General features: G+C 67.0%; 14 protein-coding genes. 1 reads left to right on the top strand and 13 read right to left on the bottom strand.

The annotated features are described in order from the left end of the window. Positions 1-827: 827 nt before the first annotated feature. From ACW4TU_RS14580 to ACW4TU_RS14615, 8 genes are all read right to left on the bottom strand, one after another. Positions 828-1,574: a hypothetical protein gene (locus ACW4TU_RS14580; RefSeq protein ID WP_457428241.1), complete on the bottom strand. Its 747-nt coding sequence runs from the start codon at positions 1,572-1,574 to the stop codon at positions 828-830. A 44-nt stretch (positions 1,575-1,618) separates the two neighbouring features. Beyond that, positions 1,619-2,542, bottom strand: a complete 924-nt coding sequence (locus ACW4TU_RS14585) for a hypothetical protein (RefSeq protein WP_457428242.1) — start codon at positions 2,540-2,542, stop codon at positions 1,619-1,621. Between the two features lie 77 nt (positions 2,543-2,619). After that, complete coding sequence (locus ACW4TU_RS14590; RefSeq protein ID WP_457428243.1) at positions 2,620-3,894, bottom strand: WXG100 family type VII secretion target; 1,275 nt, start codon at positions 3,892-3,894, stop codon at positions 2,620-2,622. A gap of 1 nt (position 3,895) precedes the next feature. Next, positions 3,896-4,204 (bottom strand): hypothetical protein, encoded by a 309-nt coding sequence (locus tag ACW4TU_RS14595; RefSeq protein ID WP_457428244.1) that lies wholly within the window; start codon positions 4,202-4,204, stop codon positions 3,896-3,898. Positions 4,205-4,261: 57 nt separating this feature from the next. Then, entirely contained in the window at positions 4,262-5,272 is a 1,011-nt protein-coding gene (locus ACW4TU_RS14600; RefSeq protein WP_457428245.1) for a hypothetical protein, read from the bottom strand. Between the two features lie 20 nt (positions 5,273-5,292). Further along, positions 5,293-5,976 (bottom strand): hypothetical protein, encoded by a 684-nt coding sequence (locus tag ACW4TU_RS14605; RefSeq protein ID WP_457428246.1) that lies wholly within the window; start codon positions 5,974-5,976, stop codon positions 5,293-5,295. Positions 5,977-6,140: 164 nt separating this feature from the next. Continuing rightward, positions 6,141-6,470, bottom strand: coding sequence for a DUF6247 family protein (locus tag ACW4TU_RS14610; protein WP_457428247.1), 330 nt, complete (start codon positions 6,468-6,470; stop codon positions 6,141-6,143). A 634-nt stretch (positions 6,471-7,104) separates the two neighbouring features. Next, on the bottom strand, positions 7,105-7,299 hold the full coding sequence (locus ACW4TU_RS14615; RefSeq protein ID WP_006375723.1) for a hypothetical protein: 195 nt from the start codon (positions 7,297-7,299) through the stop codon (positions 7,105-7,107). Between the two features lie 174 nt (positions 7,300-7,473). On the opposite strand from ACW4TU_RS14615, the gene ACW4TU_RS14620 reads away from it, so the two are divergent. Beyond that, positions 7,474-9,591: a S9 family peptidase gene (locus tag ACW4TU_RS14620; RefSeq protein WP_457428248.1), complete on the top strand. Its 2,118-nt coding sequence runs from the start codon at positions 7,474-7,476 to the stop codon at positions 9,589-9,591. 172 nt (positions 9,592-9,763) lie between these two features. Here ACW4TU_RS14620 and ACW4TU_RS14625 read toward each other — a convergent pair whose 3' ends face one another. The 5 genes from ACW4TU_RS14625 to ACW4TU_RS14645 are packed head-to-tail and all read right to left on the bottom strand — an operon-like array spanning position 9,764 to position 15,446. Beyond that, positions 9,764-10,852 carry an ABC transporter ATP-binding protein gene (locus ACW4TU_RS14625; RefSeq protein ID WP_457428249.1) on the bottom strand — a complete coding sequence of 363 codons (1,089 nt, stop codon included), beginning with the start codon at positions 10,850-10,852 and terminating at the stop codon, positions 9,764-9,766. After that, entirely contained in the window at positions 10,836-11,828 is a 993-nt protein-coding gene (locus tag ACW4TU_RS14630; RefSeq protein ID WP_457428250.1) for an ABC transporter ATP-binding protein, read from the bottom strand. The genes ACW4TU_RS14625 and ACW4TU_RS14630 overlap by 17 nt, the downstream gene beginning before the upstream one ends. An 8-nt stretch (positions 11,829-11,836) precedes the next feature. Next, positions 11,837-12,832 carry an ABC transporter permease gene (locus ACW4TU_RS14635; RefSeq protein WP_457428251.1) on the bottom strand — a complete coding sequence of 332 codons (996 nt, stop codon included), beginning with the start codon at positions 12,830-12,832 and terminating at the stop codon, positions 11,837-11,839. Next, positions 12,825-13,748, bottom strand: a complete 924-nt coding sequence (locus ACW4TU_RS14640) for an ABC transporter permease (protein WP_457428252.1) — start codon at positions 13,746-13,748, stop codon at positions 12,825-12,827. Before ACW4TU_RS14640 ends, ACW4TU_RS14635 begins: the two co-directional genes overlap by 8 nt. A 54-nt stretch (positions 13,749-13,802) precedes the next feature. Then, positions 13,803-15,446, bottom strand: a complete 1,644-nt coding sequence (locus ACW4TU_RS14645; RefSeq protein ID WP_457428253.1) for a peptide ABC transporter substrate-binding protein — start codon at positions 15,444-15,446, stop codon at positions 13,803-13,805. Between the last annotated feature and the right edge of the window lie 11 nt (positions 15,447-15,457).

The following is a 15,457-nucleotide window of genomic DNA, read 5'->3' on the forward strand; positions in this document are numbered from 1 at the left end:
GGGCCGATGCGCTCCGCCGGGACGCCCTCAGAGAGCATCGGGTCCATTGAGGCGGATGCGGACTGCGCTTTCCGGGGCCGGAGTGCGATTGCTACAGAAGCGCCCGCGTGGGGACGCCACCCTTCCGATTCTTGTGTCCCCGCCGGCGGACCAACTTGTAGAACCGTTCGACGCGTTGGCCGAAACACTGTACGGGGTATGAACGATGGTAAGTGAGCACGGCAGAGGGTTCAGGGCTTGGGAGGGCTTCGCACTTGCCGGGGCCGTGATCAGCCTCGGTGGTTTGGCTGTCATCACGCTCGGCGTGTGGAAGTGGTTCGCCCGGGCAACAGCGCCAGTGGTGCTCAACTGGCCGGTGGATCATGGGCGTTCGGGGTTGCCGCCGGGGTGTGCGTGGCCCTCGGCTTTCTCGGCACCTCTTGGCTCTCCGGACTGGCCCCCAAGGGGTCGCAACTGCGGCGGGTAGGTCGTCGGGTTGGTATCGCGGTCTGCGGTGGAACGGCATTCGCCATATTGATGTACGTTCTCGCCTCTCTGCCCGGTAAGAACTGCCCGTCATACAGGGACGGTTGCCAGTACATCCCCGGGACGGGAAGTGCCCTCGTCGCCTGCCTTGCCACCTCAGCGCTTCTGGGATGGGGCATGTACCGCATCCAGAAAGCTCGGACCAAGGAGCGCCAGGCGCGTGAGCGTGAGCGAATGAGTAAGTTGCGCAAGAGGGGCAAGGGAAAGTCCCGCACGGCACGGCAGTTCGCGCCTTGCAGACCGGCTCGCCATGTGAACACGACGGTCACGGCAATGCCGGAATCCGGCGGCCGAAGTACAGCTCAGTCGACTGTCTCAGGCAAAGCATCCGCGTCTGCCACCGGTTCGACAAAGGAGACGGTCTGGAGAATGGCCGCCATCATGTCGCAGAACTCGGCCCAATACTCCGTGGATGCCGTGTAGAGGGTGAAGATCGCGGTGAACGGGCCGGTGGAGAAAGGGACATGGACCTGGATCTGCCCGGTGAGGAGATCCGCGACCTCGCCACTCGCCGTCACGTCCGGCCTCAGCTTGAGTTCGCGCAGGGTGACGCAGAACACTGCCGGACCGCATGGCAGGTCGAGCCAGCGAGCGTCGTTGTACGAGTCCCGGGAGAGAGTCGCGAGGATCCCCTGGGCCACGATGTCCGTGTCGGCAGCGGCTTGGTCCGTCGGGATGGCAGCCACGGTGAACGCGCATTGGACGGCACCGTCGGAAAGGCTGTGCCGGGCGACATCTTCGTTTTCGTCTCCGCCTTCTTCGTCGTCCGCCGTGGAGAACAGGCCCATCGCGGCGTAAGAGACCCCGGTGCCGGCCATGAGCTCGGCTATGGCTGCGTAGTAGGGGGCGGCGGGCTCCCAAATACTGTCGTCGCCGCCGGAGTAGAGCGCTCGTACGAAGGTCTGGGCACGCTCGGCACGCTCTTCAGGGGTGTCGGCGAGAGGGAGGGCGAAGAAGCCTTCCGGGACGTTGAACGAGAGGGGCGGGGGCTCTTCACCAGCTGGGGTGGGCGGGAGCGTGCTCGTCGAGTCGGTTGGGGCTGTGGTCATGGCGGTGAGGTCGTCCTTGGAGGGTTCAGAGGAAGAGCCGGATTTCAGAAGTCGTCTGGGTGGAGGTCCTCGAACTTAGCCGCCTCGGTGCCCTGTGCGTCCATGATCAATGTGCTTTCGGTGAGACCGAAAAACGAATCGACCTTACTCGGGACGACGAACTCAACCCGGTAGTGACCACAGGGATGGAGACTGACCACCGGGGGAGCCGCGTCCGGCACGTCGGATTCTGCAACGAAATCATCGACAGCGTTGCGCTGCCCCGGTGTGAGCGCGTCCAGGCGGATGAGTTCATGAGGGAGGAGGTACCTGGTGAATTTCTCTCGCGCCGGGGAGCGCAGTCTGCACCACGAGCCGTCATTGAAGACGATCTCGGCATCTGTCCCATGTTTGTAACGTCTTGGCGTTACCTGGCGGATCTTGTCCAGGGGGATTTCCCAGAGGACTTCGTCCTCGATGAGCTTGTCGTTCTTCTTGGAATACGGGAAGCCAACGATGACCAGTCGTCGGTCCGTGACGATCCCATGGGTGCGGTAATGCTTCTCGGGGGAGCGTGCGGGGTCCAGCTGCCAGGGCAGGGTGCGGGCGATGGTGCCTGGCGCTGCCCACATGACCGGGAAGTCCAGTACCTCGTTGTCCTGGTCGTCCGGGGTGTCAGAGCCAGTCTTCATGTAGTTGTCGCCCCCGCCGCTGGTGACGTTGGCTCCGCCGAAACTGAGCGCGGCCAGGACGCCGAGGCCCAGCGCGATGGCCGTACCTTTGACGGTGTTGCGTCCGACCACACCGCCCGTCGAACGTGCCGTGTACACGGGACCCTCGGGCCAGCCGAGCAGTTCGTGCTGGATGTCGTTGCGCTCTGTGTCGCGGAACCACCGCATGCCGCTGACGCGGGTGGCGGCGCCGGTGGCGAAGGTGACAAGCGCGCGGGCGAGAAGCGTCTCGCCTGGTTCGGGCTGCCAGATGTCCATGACTGTACGCATCTTCCTGAGCGGCGGATCCGGGAGATTTGCTCTGCGCGTTCACTCTGACATCGCGCGTCGGCAGTTCAGTTGCCCGTAGCCGACTTCTCGAACTGGTCTCCAGGGAAGAGGGCCTCTCCCACGTGCTGGTGGATGCTCGTGATCTTGGGGAAGATCTTGAGCCCGGCGTCCATCGCGATGCCCGCTCCCAAGGGGTTGATGTTCACACCCGGAAGGAGACTGGCTCCCCTGGAGCCCACCCACTGGCCGGAGTGATAGCCCTGGTTGACGATCCCTCCCATACGGGACAACACGCTGCTGGTCCCGTGCGCGACCTCGTACACATGGGCGGCCGTACCGCCGAGCACTACCTTGCCGGGCAACAGTGGGACCCCGCCCTTGACAGACGCGGCCTTTTCGCCGGTGGCCACCAGCACCCTTGAGGCAGCAACCCGCGTTGCCTTGAACCCCTCGCCGAGCGCAGCGGCTTTGCTGAGCCCAGCTGTGCTGGCCGCCAACCGGGTTTTACCAACCACCTTGACCCCCTTGCTGAAGGCCCCGACCCCCGGCAGGAGCCCCACCGCGTCGAGCCCGATCTGCATCCAGCTCACATCCGCACCGCCCGCCTTGGCAATGCCGTGGGCCGCGAGCGCGAGCCCGCTGGTGACGATCGCAGCCGTGGCAAAGATCGCCGCGAGGGGCGGGAACGGCAGCGTAATGATGGTCAGCAGGGCCAGGATCGCGGTCAGGTCGCTCAGCAGGTCGCCGATCAGCTTGATCTGGTCAGCATGCTCCTTGATCCAGTCACCCGTGGCGTCCCAGGCGTCCGCGACGCCCTTGGTGAGCTTGTCCCAGAAGCCGGGCTCGTCGGGCGCGATGTCGGCAGCCTTGTCGAGTTCCTTACTGATCTTCGCGGCGGCCAGACTGTAGCGGTCCTCAAGGTCGTGGAGCTTGTCGAGGACCCCGTCCACATCACCGGACGCCTTGCCGTACTCGTCGGTGCCTTCCTTGGCTTTCGCCTTGGCGTCGATCTTCTCCCCGGCGGTCCTCTCCAGTCGGGCCGTCTCGTCCTGGAAGTCCTGGAGCTCGCCCGCCCAGCGATGCAGCGCGCGTGAGGCCTTGTCGAAGGAGTCGTGGCTCTTGCGTATGAGCGGGGTGACGTCCTCGCCTATGTACTCGGTGAAGGCAATCGCGGTCTTGCCCTTCCACTCACCGGCCTCGATCTGCTCCAGCTCCCGCAGAGACGTACCCAGCTCTCCGGCCAGTTTGCCGAGCTGCCTGGCCAGGTCCCGGGTGTCCTCGACGCTGCCGGGGGTGGGGTCCCGGCCGATGTTCGGCAAGGACGAAAGACGGTCCTTCACGTCACTTGCCCTTCTTATTGGCCCTGGCGGACTTGAGCGACTCGGCGAGGTCCAGATCGAGTTTGCTGAACGTCTCATCGATGTGGTCGATCATCTTGACCGCGCCCTGGGTGTGCTTGCCGAGCTGCTTGATGCCGTAGCCCCAGTCGTCGGCGAAGTCCCGCAGGTCCTCGACGAGTTTGCTCTCCCCGAGAACCGAGGCGTCGGTGGCACGCAGGCTGCGGCGGGCTGTCTCCATGCGATCGCTGATGGTGGAGAAGGTCTTCTTCAGGTCCTCGAAGATCGTGTCTTCGAGGCGCAGGTCACTCATGTCGTGTTCCAGTCTTTCCAGGGCACTGGCAGGCCAGGACGGGCAGGTCTTCGCCCGTCAGCGGTTGACGGCTTGGATTTCCTGGACGGTGATCACCTGTTCCCCACCAAACGTGCCGTCGGGCAGGTCGCCGCCCGTGCCGCCGGTGCCGGTCCAGGCGATGTCCCAGGTGATGGTCGCTCGGAGGTTGAACGTGCCGTTCCCCGAAGAGCGGAGGTACTTGATTCCGCACGGCGGTGTCTGGTTGGACTTGCCCTGGGCGTAGGGCTCGCCGATGGAGCCGCCGGGGTTGATGACGCACTCGCCGGAGGCCGGGTAGGTCGTGGCGTCGGTGGTACCGGGTTCGAGTCTGAGGGAGAGAGGCTTCGCGGTGGCCGTCGCCTGGATGTTGAGGCCGGCAACGTTCAGGGCTGCGGTCACGGAGACCTCTTTGAACATGGCCGTGTCGAGCCAGGCCCAAGTGGCGAGGTTGACCTTGGTTACGTTCTCGGGCGCGAGGGTGACCTTGGTGTCGGGGAGCTGGATCGCGTTGTAGGCGGCCTCGGCCAGTACCTGAGGGGTGACTGCTTGAGCGACACCCGGGTCGGCGTTGTTCTCCACCCAGAAGGGAGCCTTGCTGCACTCCCAGCTGGCGGGGTCGTCCTCACGGTCGGGGTTCTGGACCGCGACCCACCAGTTGCCCTTGTCGGCCTCCCCCTCGTTGTAGTCCTTGTACTCGCCGTCCTTGTAGATGTCCCGGAACTGACCGACCGCGGCCTTGGCGTAGTTGGCTTGGCCAGGAGCGTTGATCGTCTCCTCGTAGAACCCCTCGACGTAGGTCCTGAAATCGTCGACGGAACGGGGTTCGTACCAACAGGCCGGCGGCGTCCAGTCCGTGACGGGCTGGACAGCGGCGCCGCTGCCTCTCGACCGCACGGAACCGGAATAGGTCACCTTGGAGACCAGCGTGCCTGCGTTGGAGCTCGCGGTCTGCTCGGTGTCGCCCTGGGTACCTTTACTCGGCGGCCAGTCCGCGACGGCTGTTCCCGGCACCGCGAGGGCGAGGGCTCCCGCAAGGAGGCTTGCCACGGCGTATCGCCTGCGAGAGGTCACGGCGTGCACGACTTGTGACCCCTTTGCGAAGTCAGCTTGGTTGTCTGCCACACGCCCTGCTTGTTCTTCTCCACACGCGACGTGTAGAGCACGTACGACTTGTCGGTCACCTCAGTCTTGTAGACCTTCTTGGACGTCCGATCCTTCGCATACGCCTTGCCCTGGTCCTCGCAGTAGACGACACCCGCCGACGAGGAATCGAAGACATTGATCTTGGCGTTGTAGTACCTGTTCTCGCCGGTGATGGTGTAGCCGTCCTTCACGATGGACTCGACCCAGTCCTTGGCATCGGCCAGTGCGGCACCGCTGTAGTAAAAGCTGAGCGCCGGCACATTGGTACTGGCCTGAGTGATGGCGTAGTTGGTTGCGTCGATCCGCTGGGCGACGTCCGTGAGAATCGTGTCCTCGGTCGTGTCGCCGGTCTTCCAGCTTTCAAAGGTGTCGGTGAGATCGCTCGGCAGCGCGATCTCGGGACGGTCGACCGTGTCGCTCGGGCTCGGTGAAGCCGATGCCTTCGTATCACCGACGTCGGCTCCGGCGATCTTGTCGTTGTCGCTGGGCTTGTCGTCCCCGCTGCCGCAGGCCGTCAGCAGGAGGGCTGCGGTCGCGGCAAGCGCGGCAGCAACGGGCAAAGAGCGGCGCTTCAAGGTGAGCTCCCCGTGAGACAGATGTTCAGTCAAGACGACCGACGGTATCGGTGAGGTTCCCAGTTTCGCCAGCGCGAACTTCCCCGAAAACGTGGCTAATTCAGGACACATGGAAAGCTTGAAGGAGCGCTCCGTTCCCTGATCGTGTTCAAACGGGCGACGGCCCCGGACTTCCCGGTGCACCGGCCGGGGTTGGTTCACCGCAGAGCGACTCCGGCCTCCTCGGATGCCGTGTCGAGTATGCGAGTGACTGCGGCCTGGGCCTGCCGGAAAGCGGCCTCGGGGGCGCTCGGATCAGCAATGGTCTGCTCGGCCTCGCGCATCATGCGCGCCAGCTCAGGATGACGCTCGACGGTGACGATCGTTGCCCACTTCTCCAGGAACAGCCGCATGGGTGTGGTGGACGAGAGCTGGATGGCCTGGTCGAGGGCTTCACCAAGGTCACGGTCGAACTCTGGAAGCCGACCGAGGGCGATCTGCTCGACGGCCTTGCGCAACGCATCACGAGTTGTCGGCGGCTGCGGCATGAGCGGTGACCCTGCCTCTGTGTGCTGGCCACTCACGCGCTGTTCCCTTCGACGCTGCTCGTCACGACCCTAGCCACCCCAGCGTGCGGAGGACGAACTGTTCAGGGGCCGGGCGCCCGGCACACCCAGCCCCTGAACGGCACACCATGTTTCAGTGATGCTCGCGACCATCACGCGAGAACTCGCCGCCCCCATATCCTGCTCGTGGTCGGAGGCCAGGCCCTGCCTACTCAACCGTTGCCTCCAGCACGACGGCCTCGGCGCCCTGGGTGCGTGAGATGACCGGGGACTCGTTCACGGCGGACTGGACATCGCGGACGATCTCCTCGGCCATCACCGCGGGCGGCAATCTCCGTCGGCGCAGTCGAAGGTGCCCCGGCTCCAGCCGACGAGCACACAAGCCCGGCTGATGAACTCCTTCGCCAGAACCTCGCCGAACCACCCAGCGCTGACGTTGGCCGCGTTCGGGTTGCTCAGAACGGTGAGGTCCCGTCTGCGCCTCGTAGACCGCCAGGCGCGGCCGGTAACGGTACAGGCGCCCGTAGGGAGGCTCCGGTCACGCACCCACCGGAGCCCACCAGCATCCAGACGAACCCACCGACAGCCCGCCCAGGCACTGCCCAGCAGACCGGGTTCAGAACTTCAGGTCGCCGATCATGCCCGCGATGCTTGTCGTCAGGTCGCTGATCGTCGGGGCGAAGGTCGATGAGGCCATGTAGAACCCCAGCAGCATGCACACAACGGCATGCCCTCCCTTGAGTCCCGACTTCTTGATCAGCAAGAAGACGATGATCGCCAGCAGCACTACCGCCGAAATCGAGAGCGCCACGGCGGCTCACCTCCAAAGGGCCCAGGGACCGGGGGTCGGACTATGGGGGCAGTAAATCCATACAGTGGCCAGCAGGTTCATACCCACTCGCCGCCAGTGATCATAACTATTCGCCCGCGCGCATCGGTCGGCGCACTGCCGCACAAGGGGGCGCATGGCCAATATGGTCGGGGCATGACGACCGAGCCTGTGTCCTTCCCCCGCCGGCACGCCCGCACCCAGCGATTCACGCTTGGCGCGCCTCGCGCGTTCACCGTGGCGCCCGATGGTTCGCGGGTCGCCTACCTGCGGTCCTCCGCGGGTACTGATCGGGCCAACAAGTTGTGGGTGCTTGATCTCCCGGACGGCGGGGAGCGCGTGGCCGCCGACCCGTTCGTGCTCCTCGGCGGGGCCGGCGAGAGGCTGTCCGCCGAGGAGCGGGCGCGTCGGGAGCGCAGCCGGGAGGGCAGTGCCGGGATCGTCGGCTACGCCACCGACTCGGCCGTCGAACTGGCCGCCTTCGCCTTGTCCGGGCGGCTTTTCGTGGCCGAGCTGCAGGCCGGGACAGTGCGCGAGATCGCCGCTGCGGGGCCCGTTCTCGACCCGCGCCCCTCCCCCGACGGGCGCCTCGTCGCGTACGTCACGGACGGCGCCCTGTGGCTCACGGACCTCGTCGGCGAGCGGGCCCACGCGCTCGCCGAGCCCGAGTCGGAGACGGTGACGTACGGGCTGGCCGAGTTCATCGCGGCCGAGGAGATGGACCGTTCGCGCGGGTTCTGGTGGTCCCCGGAGTCCGACCGGCTGCTGGTCGCGCGGGCCGACGACGCGCCCGTCAACCGCTGGTGGATCGCCGATCCGGCCCATCCGGAACGGGAGCCGCAGCGGGTCGCGTATCCGGCGGCGGGCACCCTGAACGCGGAGGTGCGGCTCTTCGTACTCACCCTCGGAGGGGTGCGCACCGAGGTTGTCTGGGATCGGAAGAAGTACCCCTATCTGGCGCGTGTGCACTGGTCAGGGGCGGGTGCGCCGCTGATTCTGGTGCAGTCGCGGGACCAGCGCGGGCAGCTTTTCCTGGCCGTGGACCCGGACAACGGGGCGACCCGGATGGTGCACGCGGAAGAAGATCCACATTGGCTGGATCTATTCCCCGGCGTGCCCTGCTGGAGCCCCTCCGGACAGCTCGTGCGCATCGCCGACGAGGGTGGCGCCAGGGTGTTGGCGGTCGGTGAACGGCCCCTGACCGGAGCCCAGTTGCACATCCGGGCGGTGCTGGACGTGTCGGCCGACGACGTGCTCGTGTCGGCGTCGGCAGGCGAGGCGGCGATCGGTTCCGAGATCGGTGAAGTGCACGTCTATCGGGTGAATGAGCTCGGGCTGGAGCGCGTCTCGCAAGAGCCCGGCGTGCACTCGGCGGTTCGCGCCGGGGGCGTGACCGTGCTCGTGTCGGCGGTGCCGGACCGGCCGGGGGCCCAGGTGCAGGTGCTGCGGGACGGGAAGCGGGTGGCGACCGTCACCTCGTATGCCGAAGACCCCGGTTTGTCCCCGCGCGTGACCCTCACCGAGGGGGGCGCACGCCGAATTCCATGCGCCCTGCTTATGCCGACCGACTACGACGGCGTCACTCCCCTCCCTGTCCTCATGGACCCCTACGGTGGTCCGCACGGCCCCCGGGTGGTCGCCGCGCACAACGCGCACCTCACCTCGCAGTGGTTCGCCGACCAGGGGTTCGCGGTGGTCGTGGCCGACGGGCGGGGTACGCCGGGGCGGTCGCCCGCCTGGGAGAAAGCCGTCCACGGTGACTTCACGGTGTCGCTGGACGACCAGGTCGACGCCCTGCTCGACCTCGCCGAGCGCCACCCGCTCGATCTCTCCCGGGTGGCGATCCGGGGCTGGTCGTACGGCGGCTGGCTCGCGGGGCTGGCGGTACTGCGGCGCCCGGACGTCTTCCACGCGGGCATCGCGGGCGCCCCGGTGACGGACTGGCGGCTGTACGACACGCACTACACGGAGCGGTACCTCGGTGACCCGGCCGCGGCCCCGGAGGCGTACGCGAACAGTTCGCTCGTCACCGACGACGGTCTGTCGTCCCCCGCCGAGCCGCACCGGCCACTGATGGTCGTCCACGGCACCGCCGACGACAACGTGGTCTTCGCGCACGCCCTGCGACTGTCCTCGGCCCTGCTGGCCGCGGGCCGCCCGCACGAGGTGCTCCCGCTGTCGGGCGTCACACACATGACCCCGCAGGAACAGGTCGCGGAGAACCTGCTGCTGCTTCAGGTGGACTTCCTGAAGCGGGCGTTGGGGATGGCGTAGGTCTCACGCGGGTCTCGTGCGGGCACGGCAACGGGCCGGGGCTACATGGCGAGCCCCGGCCCGTTTACGGCACCCGCACGGCCGTACGTTCCTCAGAGTGGACCGTCCATATATCGAGACCGGGTCGGCCAAGTTGCCTGCGTGTTAACGCGGTTCGTGCATGTTTATGCACTTATTTCACCCCGTTGACAAGATCGTCCGGCGGTTCCGCCGTGGGCACGACGTGCTTCTCCTCCGCGAAATGGCAGGCCGAGGCATGCGCCGCCGGACCTGTCGTCAGCCGGAACTCCGCGGGCACCGCCAGCAGCGGTACCTCCATGGCGCACCGTTCCCGCGCCTTCCAGCAGCGGGTGCGGAAGCGGCAGCCGGAGGGCGGGTTGGCCGGGGAGGGCACGTCACCGGTGAGGATGATGCGCTCCCGGTGTTCGCGGGCCTCGGGGTCGGGGACGGGCACGGCGGAGAGGAGTGCCTGGGTGTAGGGGTGCGTCGGGTGGTCGTAGATCTCGGCGTCGCGGCCCGTCTCCACGATCCGGCCGAGGTACATCACCCCGACCCGGTCCGAGATGTGCCGCACGATCGACAGGTCGTGGGCGATGAAGACGTACGAGAGGGCGAACTCGCTCTGGAGCCGGTCCAGGAGGTTGATCACCTGTGCCTGCACCGAGACGTCGAGCGCGGACACCGGTTCGTCGGCCACGATGATCTCGGGGCGCAGCGCCAACCCCCGTGCGATTCCGATGCGTTGGCGCTGGCCGCCGGAGAACTGGTGGGGATAGCGGTTGATGTACTCGGGGTTGAGACCGACGACGTCCAGCAGGTCCTGCACCTTGCGGCGCCGGTCGCCCTTGGGCGCGACCTCGGGGTGGATCTCGTAGGGCTCCCCGATGATGTCGCCGACCGTCATACGGGGGTTGAGGGAGGTGTACGGGTCCTGGAAGACCATCTGGATGTTGCGGCGTACGGCCTTCAGCGCGCGCCCGGACAGCTTGGTGATGTCCTCGCCCTTGTACAGAATCGTCCCTGCCGTCGGTTTCTCCAGGTTGACCAGCATCCTGGCGACCGTCGACTTGCCGCAGCCGGACTCGCCGACGATGCCCAGGGTTTCGCCGGCGCCGAGCGCGAAGTCGACTCCGTCTACCGCCCGGACGGCTCCCACCTGCTTCTTCAGGAGGATGCCCTGGGTGAGCGGGTAGTGCTTGACGAGTCCGCTGACCTCAAGGATCGGCTCGGCGGTCGCGACGGCCTCAGAGGCTGTGGGCATCGAGCGTCTCCCTCCAGAAGAAGCAGGCGCTTCTGCGGACCCCGTCCGCCGAGTCCACCTCGGCCAACGGGGGTACCTCCGTGCGGCAGATGTCCTGGGCCATCGGGCAGCGCGGGTTGAAGGCGCAGCCCGGCGGGATGTGCATCAGGTTCGGCGGGAGGCCCTTGATGGCGTACAGCTCGCGGCCCTTCTGGTCGAGGCGCGGGATCGACTCCAGCAGGCCCTTGGTGTACGGGTGGGCGGGCGCCTTGTAGATGTCGTGGACCGGCGCCGACTCGATGATCCGGCCCGCGTACATGACCGCGATCCTGTCGGCGACGTCGGCGACGACTCCGAGGTCGTGGGTGATGAGGATCAGGCCCATGTTCAGTTCGCGCTGCAACTCGGCCAGGAGATCCATGACCTGGGCCTGGACGGTCACGTCGAGGGCCGTCGTCGGCTCGTCGGCGATGATCAGGGCCGGTTCCAGGGCCAGCGCCATGGCGATCATGATGCGCTGGCGCATGCCTCCGGAGAACTGGTGCGGATAGTCCCGCACGCGCTGGGCGGCGGCCGGGATGCGGACGCGTTCCATCAGCTCGATCGCCTTGGTACGGGCGTCCTTCCGGGACAGTCCGCGGTGGACCGTGAACATCTCGCCGAGCTGGTCGCCGACGGAGAGGACCGGGTTGAGGGAGGACAGGGCGTCCTGGAAGATCATCGCCATCCGGGCGCCCCGGACCTTGCGGCGCTCCTCCTCCTTGAAGGTGAGCAGGTCCTTGCCCTGGAAGAGGATCTCGCCGCCGGTGATCTTCCCGGGCGGGGTGTCGAGGATGCCCATGACCGCCTGGGCCGTCACCGACTTGCCGGAGCCGGACTCACCGAGCACGGCGAGGGTCTCGCCCTCGTCCACGGCGTAGGTGACGCCGTTGACGGCCTTGGCGACCCCGTCCCGGGTTTTGAACTCCACGTGGAGGTCGCGTACTTCGAGGAGCATGACGCCGGTCACCTCAGCTTCGGGTCGAGGGCGTCGCGCACCGCGTCGCCGAGCATGATGAACGCGAGCACGGTGACCGCGAGCGCTCCGGAGGGCCACAGGAGGGCGTGCGGGGCGTTGCGGATGTACGGGGAGGCCGCGCTGATGTCGATGCCCCAGGAGACCGTGGGCGGCTTCAGACCGACGCCCAGGTACGACAGCGTGGCCTCCAGGGCGATGTACGTACCGAGCGCGATGGTCGCGACGACGATCACGGGCGCCACGGCGTTGGGCGCGATGTGGCGCAGCATCATGCGGGAGTTGGAGGCGCCCAGCGCGCGGGCGGCCTGGACGTAGTCGTTCTGTTTGACCGTGATGACCGAGCCGCGGGCGATACGGGAGAGCTGCGGCCAGCCGAGCAGCACCATGAACCCGATGACCGGCCAGACCGTCGAGCTGGTCACCACGGAGAGCAGGACCAGACCGCCGAGGACGACCGGGATCGCGAAGAAGACGTCGGTGATGCGGGACAGCACCGAGTCCCAGACCCCGCCGAAGAACCCGGCGAGCCCGCCGAGGACGGACCCGAGGACCGCGACCCCGAGCGTGGCGCAGACGCCGACCGTGACGGACGTACGGGCGCCGTAGACCGTGCGCGTGTAGACGTCGCAGCCCTGGCCGTCGTATCCGAAGGGATGGCCGGGGCCTGAGCTCTTCTGGGCGTTGGCGAGGTCGCACTTCAGCGGGTTGCCGGAGGCGATCAGCGAGGGCCAGAGGGAGATGACGACCAGGAAGAGGATGACGAGCGCGGAGACGATGAAGACGGGGTTGCGGCGCAGGTCGAGCCAGGCGTCCGACCAGAGGGAGCGGGGCTTGTCGGAGGGGTCCGTGGCGCGTCCGCCTCCCGGGCCCTTCTCCAGGGTCTCCGCCTCGCTCGTGGCGAGGTCCATGGCGCCGCCCATCCCGGTCGCGGCGATGGCGCCCCCGGGTGCGCCTCTGTCGCCCGTGGACTGGGGTTCAGGCATAGCGGATCCTCGGGTCGAGTACGGCGTACAGGAGGTCGACGAGCAGGTTGGCGACCAGGAAGACGAGGACGAGGACGGTCACGAAGCCGACGACGGTCTGGGTGTTCTGGCGGAGGATGCCCTGGTAGAGCTGGAAGCCGACGCCGTGGATGTTGAAGATCCGCTCGGTGACGATCGCCCCGCCCATCAGCGCGCCGATGTCCGTGCCGATGAAGGTGACCACGGGGATGAGCGAGTTGCGCAGGAGGTGGCGGGTGATCACCCGGCGTCTGGGCAGGCCCTTGGCGACCGCTGTACGGACGTAGTCGGAGCGTCTGTTCTCGGCGATGGACGTGCGGGTCAGGCGGGTCACGTAGGCCAGCGAGACCGAGGCCAGGACCAGGCCCGGCACGATCAGTTCGTCGAAGGGGGCGTCCGTCGACACCGAGGGTTTGATCCAGCCCCACTCGACGCCCAGCAGCAGCTGGAGCAGCAGACCGGTGACGAAGGTCGGCACCGAGATGACGACCAGGGTGACCAGGAGGACGCCGCTGTCGACGGGCCTTCCTCGGCGCAGGCCCGTGATCACGCCCAGGGTGATGCCGATGACGACCTCGAGGACGACCGCCACGACGGTGAGCCGGATGGTGACGGGGAACGCCGTCGACATCAGCTCGGTGACCTTCTGGCCGTTGAAGGCGGTGCCGAAGTCGCCGGTGAAGACGTTGCCCATGTAGGTCAGGTACTGCTGCCACACGGGCTTGTCGAGGCCGAACTCCTTGCGGAGCTGGGCGGCCGTGGCCGGGTCGCACTGGCGGTCGCCGCAGAGGCCCGCGACGGGGTCGCCCATCACGTTCACCATCAGGAAGATCAACAGTGTGGCGCCGATGAAGACCGGGATCATCTGCAGCAGACGCCGGATTACGTACCGTCCCATGAGGGCTCCGGAGATAGTGGGGGCGGGCGCTCCGGGAAACCCGCCCCCGGCGGCTCAGCTGACCTTGATCTCGTTGTAGACGGGCAGGCTGAACGGGCTCAGGGCCACGTTCGAGAGGCGCTCCGAGTAGCCGGCGCTGCCGTTCTGGTACCAGAGCGGGATGGCGCCCATGTCGTCCCGCAGGACGCCCTCGGCCTGCTGGAACAGCTTGACGGCCTTGGCCTGGTCGGTCTCCGCGTTGGCCTGGTCGACGAGCTTGTCGAACTCCTTGCTGGTCCACTTGCCGTCGTTGGAGGAGGCGTTGGTGTAGTAGAGCGGCTGGAGGAAGTTCTGGATGAGCGGGTAGTCCATCTGCCAGCCGGCCCGGAAGGGGCCCGACATCTTCGACTGGGTGATCTGGTTGCGGTAGTCGGCGAAGGTGCCGACGGGGTTGCCGACGCAGGCCTTGTCGTTGCCGAGCGCGTTGTTGACGCTGTTGCAGACCGCGTCGACCCACTGCTTGTGCGAGCCGCTGTCCGCGTTGTACGAGATCTTGACCTGGCCGCCGGGCAGGCCACCGCCCTCCTCGATGAGCTTCTTGGCCGCCTTGGGGTCGTACTGGCAGGCGTCGCCGCACAGGCCTTCCTTGAAGCCGCCCGCCACGCCGAGGACGGGTGAGGTCCAGTCGGTGGCGGGGGTGCGGGTCTTCTGGAAGATCGTGTCGGTGATCTGCTCGCGGTTGATGGCGCGGGACAGCCCGGTGCGGACCTTCTCCATGCCCGGCTTGTCCCAGGCCTTGTCGTAGAACGGGAAGGCGAGGGTCTGGATGATGCCGGCGGGGGTGTTGATGTACCGGTCGCCGAGGTCGCTCTTGGCGTTCCCCAGCTGTGCGGCGGGCACGTCGTCGACGAGGTCGAGGTTGCCGGCCAGCAGGTCGGTGTAGGCGGTGTTGTTGTCGGTGTAGACCTTGAGGTCGACGCCGCCGTTCTCGGCCTTGTCCGTGCCGGAGTAGGCGTCCCACGCGCGCAGGGACATCTGGGAGCCCTTGGTGTACGAGTCGATCGCGTACGGGCCGTTGCCGACGGGCTTGCTCACCCAGGCCGCGTGGTCCTTGAAGAAGGCCTGGGGCAGCGGTGAGAAGGCCGCGTAGCCGAGGGTGTCGGGGAAGGTCGAGAACTTCTGGTTGAGCTTGACGGTGAAGGTGTCGGTGCCGGTCACCGCGAGCCCGGAGAGGGTGTCGGCGGTCTGTTTGCCGCCGTCCTCGGGGTGCGCCTTGTCGTAGCCGTCGATGTAGCCGAAGAAGTAGGCGTTCTTCTGGTTGTTCTTCAGGCTGGCGCCGTAGTTCCAGGCGTCGACGAACGACTTGGCGGTGACGGCCTCGCCGTTGCTGAACTTCCAGCCGTCCTTGATGGTGACGGTGAAGTTCTGCGAGTCGGTCGTCTCGATATTCTCGGCCATCATGTTGTTGGCCTTGCCGGTCTTGGGGTCGTACCGCTTCAGCCCCCGGAAGATCATGTCGAGGACCTTGCCGCCCTGCACCTCGTTGGTGTTGGCGGGCTCCAGCGGGTTCTGCGGGTCGCCCCAGGACGAGCTGAGGATGCCGGAGCCGTCACCGCTGCCGCTGCCGCCGCCGCTGTCGTCACCGCCCCCGCAGGCGGTCGCCGTGAGGGCTACCGCCACCGCGCATGCGGCCCATCGGGCGTGCGTGGCTCCACGCATGGAGTGCCTCC

This window comes from Streptomyces kryoterrae (assembly GCF_054072135.1).

What these genes read in the sequence shown, in the direction of transcription:
- ACW4TU_RS14640 (WP_457428252.1), bottom strand. Translation starts at nt 13,748, where the DNA reads ATGGGACGGTACGTAATCCGGCGTCTGCTGCAGATGATCCCGGTCTTC.
- ACW4TU_RS14620 (WP_457428248.1), top strand. Translation starts at nt 7,474, where the DNA reads ATGACGACCGAGCCTGTGTCCTTCCCCCGCCGGCACGCCCGCACCCAG.
- ACW4TU_RS14630 (WP_457428250.1), bottom strand. Translation starts at nt 11,828, where the DNA reads ATGCTCCTCGAAGTACGCGACCTCCACGTGGAGTTCAAAACCCGGGAC.
- ACW4TU_RS14580 (WP_457428241.1), bottom strand. Translation starts at nt 1,574, where the DNA reads ATGACCACAGCCCCAACCGACTCGACGAGCACGCTCCCGCCCACCCCA.
- ACW4TU_RS14610 (WP_457428247.1), bottom strand. Translation starts at nt 6,470, where the DNA reads ATGCCGCAGCCGCCGACAACTCGTGATGCGTTGCGCAAGGCCGTCGAG.
- ACW4TU_RS14635 (WP_457428251.1), bottom strand. Translation starts at nt 12,832, where the DNA reads ATGCCTGAACCCCAGTCCACGGGCGACAGAGGCGCACCCGGGGGCGCC.
- ACW4TU_RS14625 (WP_457428249.1), bottom strand. Translation starts at nt 10,852, where the DNA reads ATGCCCACAGCCTCTGAGGCCGTCGCGACCGCCGAGCCGATCCTTGAG.
- ACW4TU_RS14595 (WP_457428244.1), bottom strand. Translation starts at nt 4,204, where the DNA reads ATGAGTGACCTGCGCCTCGAAGACACGATCTTCGAGGACCTGAAGAAG.
- ACW4TU_RS14645 (WP_457428253.1), bottom strand. Translation starts at nt 15,446, where the DNA reads ATGCGTGGAGCCACGCACGCCCGATGGGCCGCATGCGCGGTGGCGGTA.
- ACW4TU_RS14585 (WP_457428242.1), bottom strand. Translation starts at nt 2,542, where the DNA reads ATGGACATCTGGCAGCCCGAACCAGGCGAGACGCTTCTCGCCCGCGCG.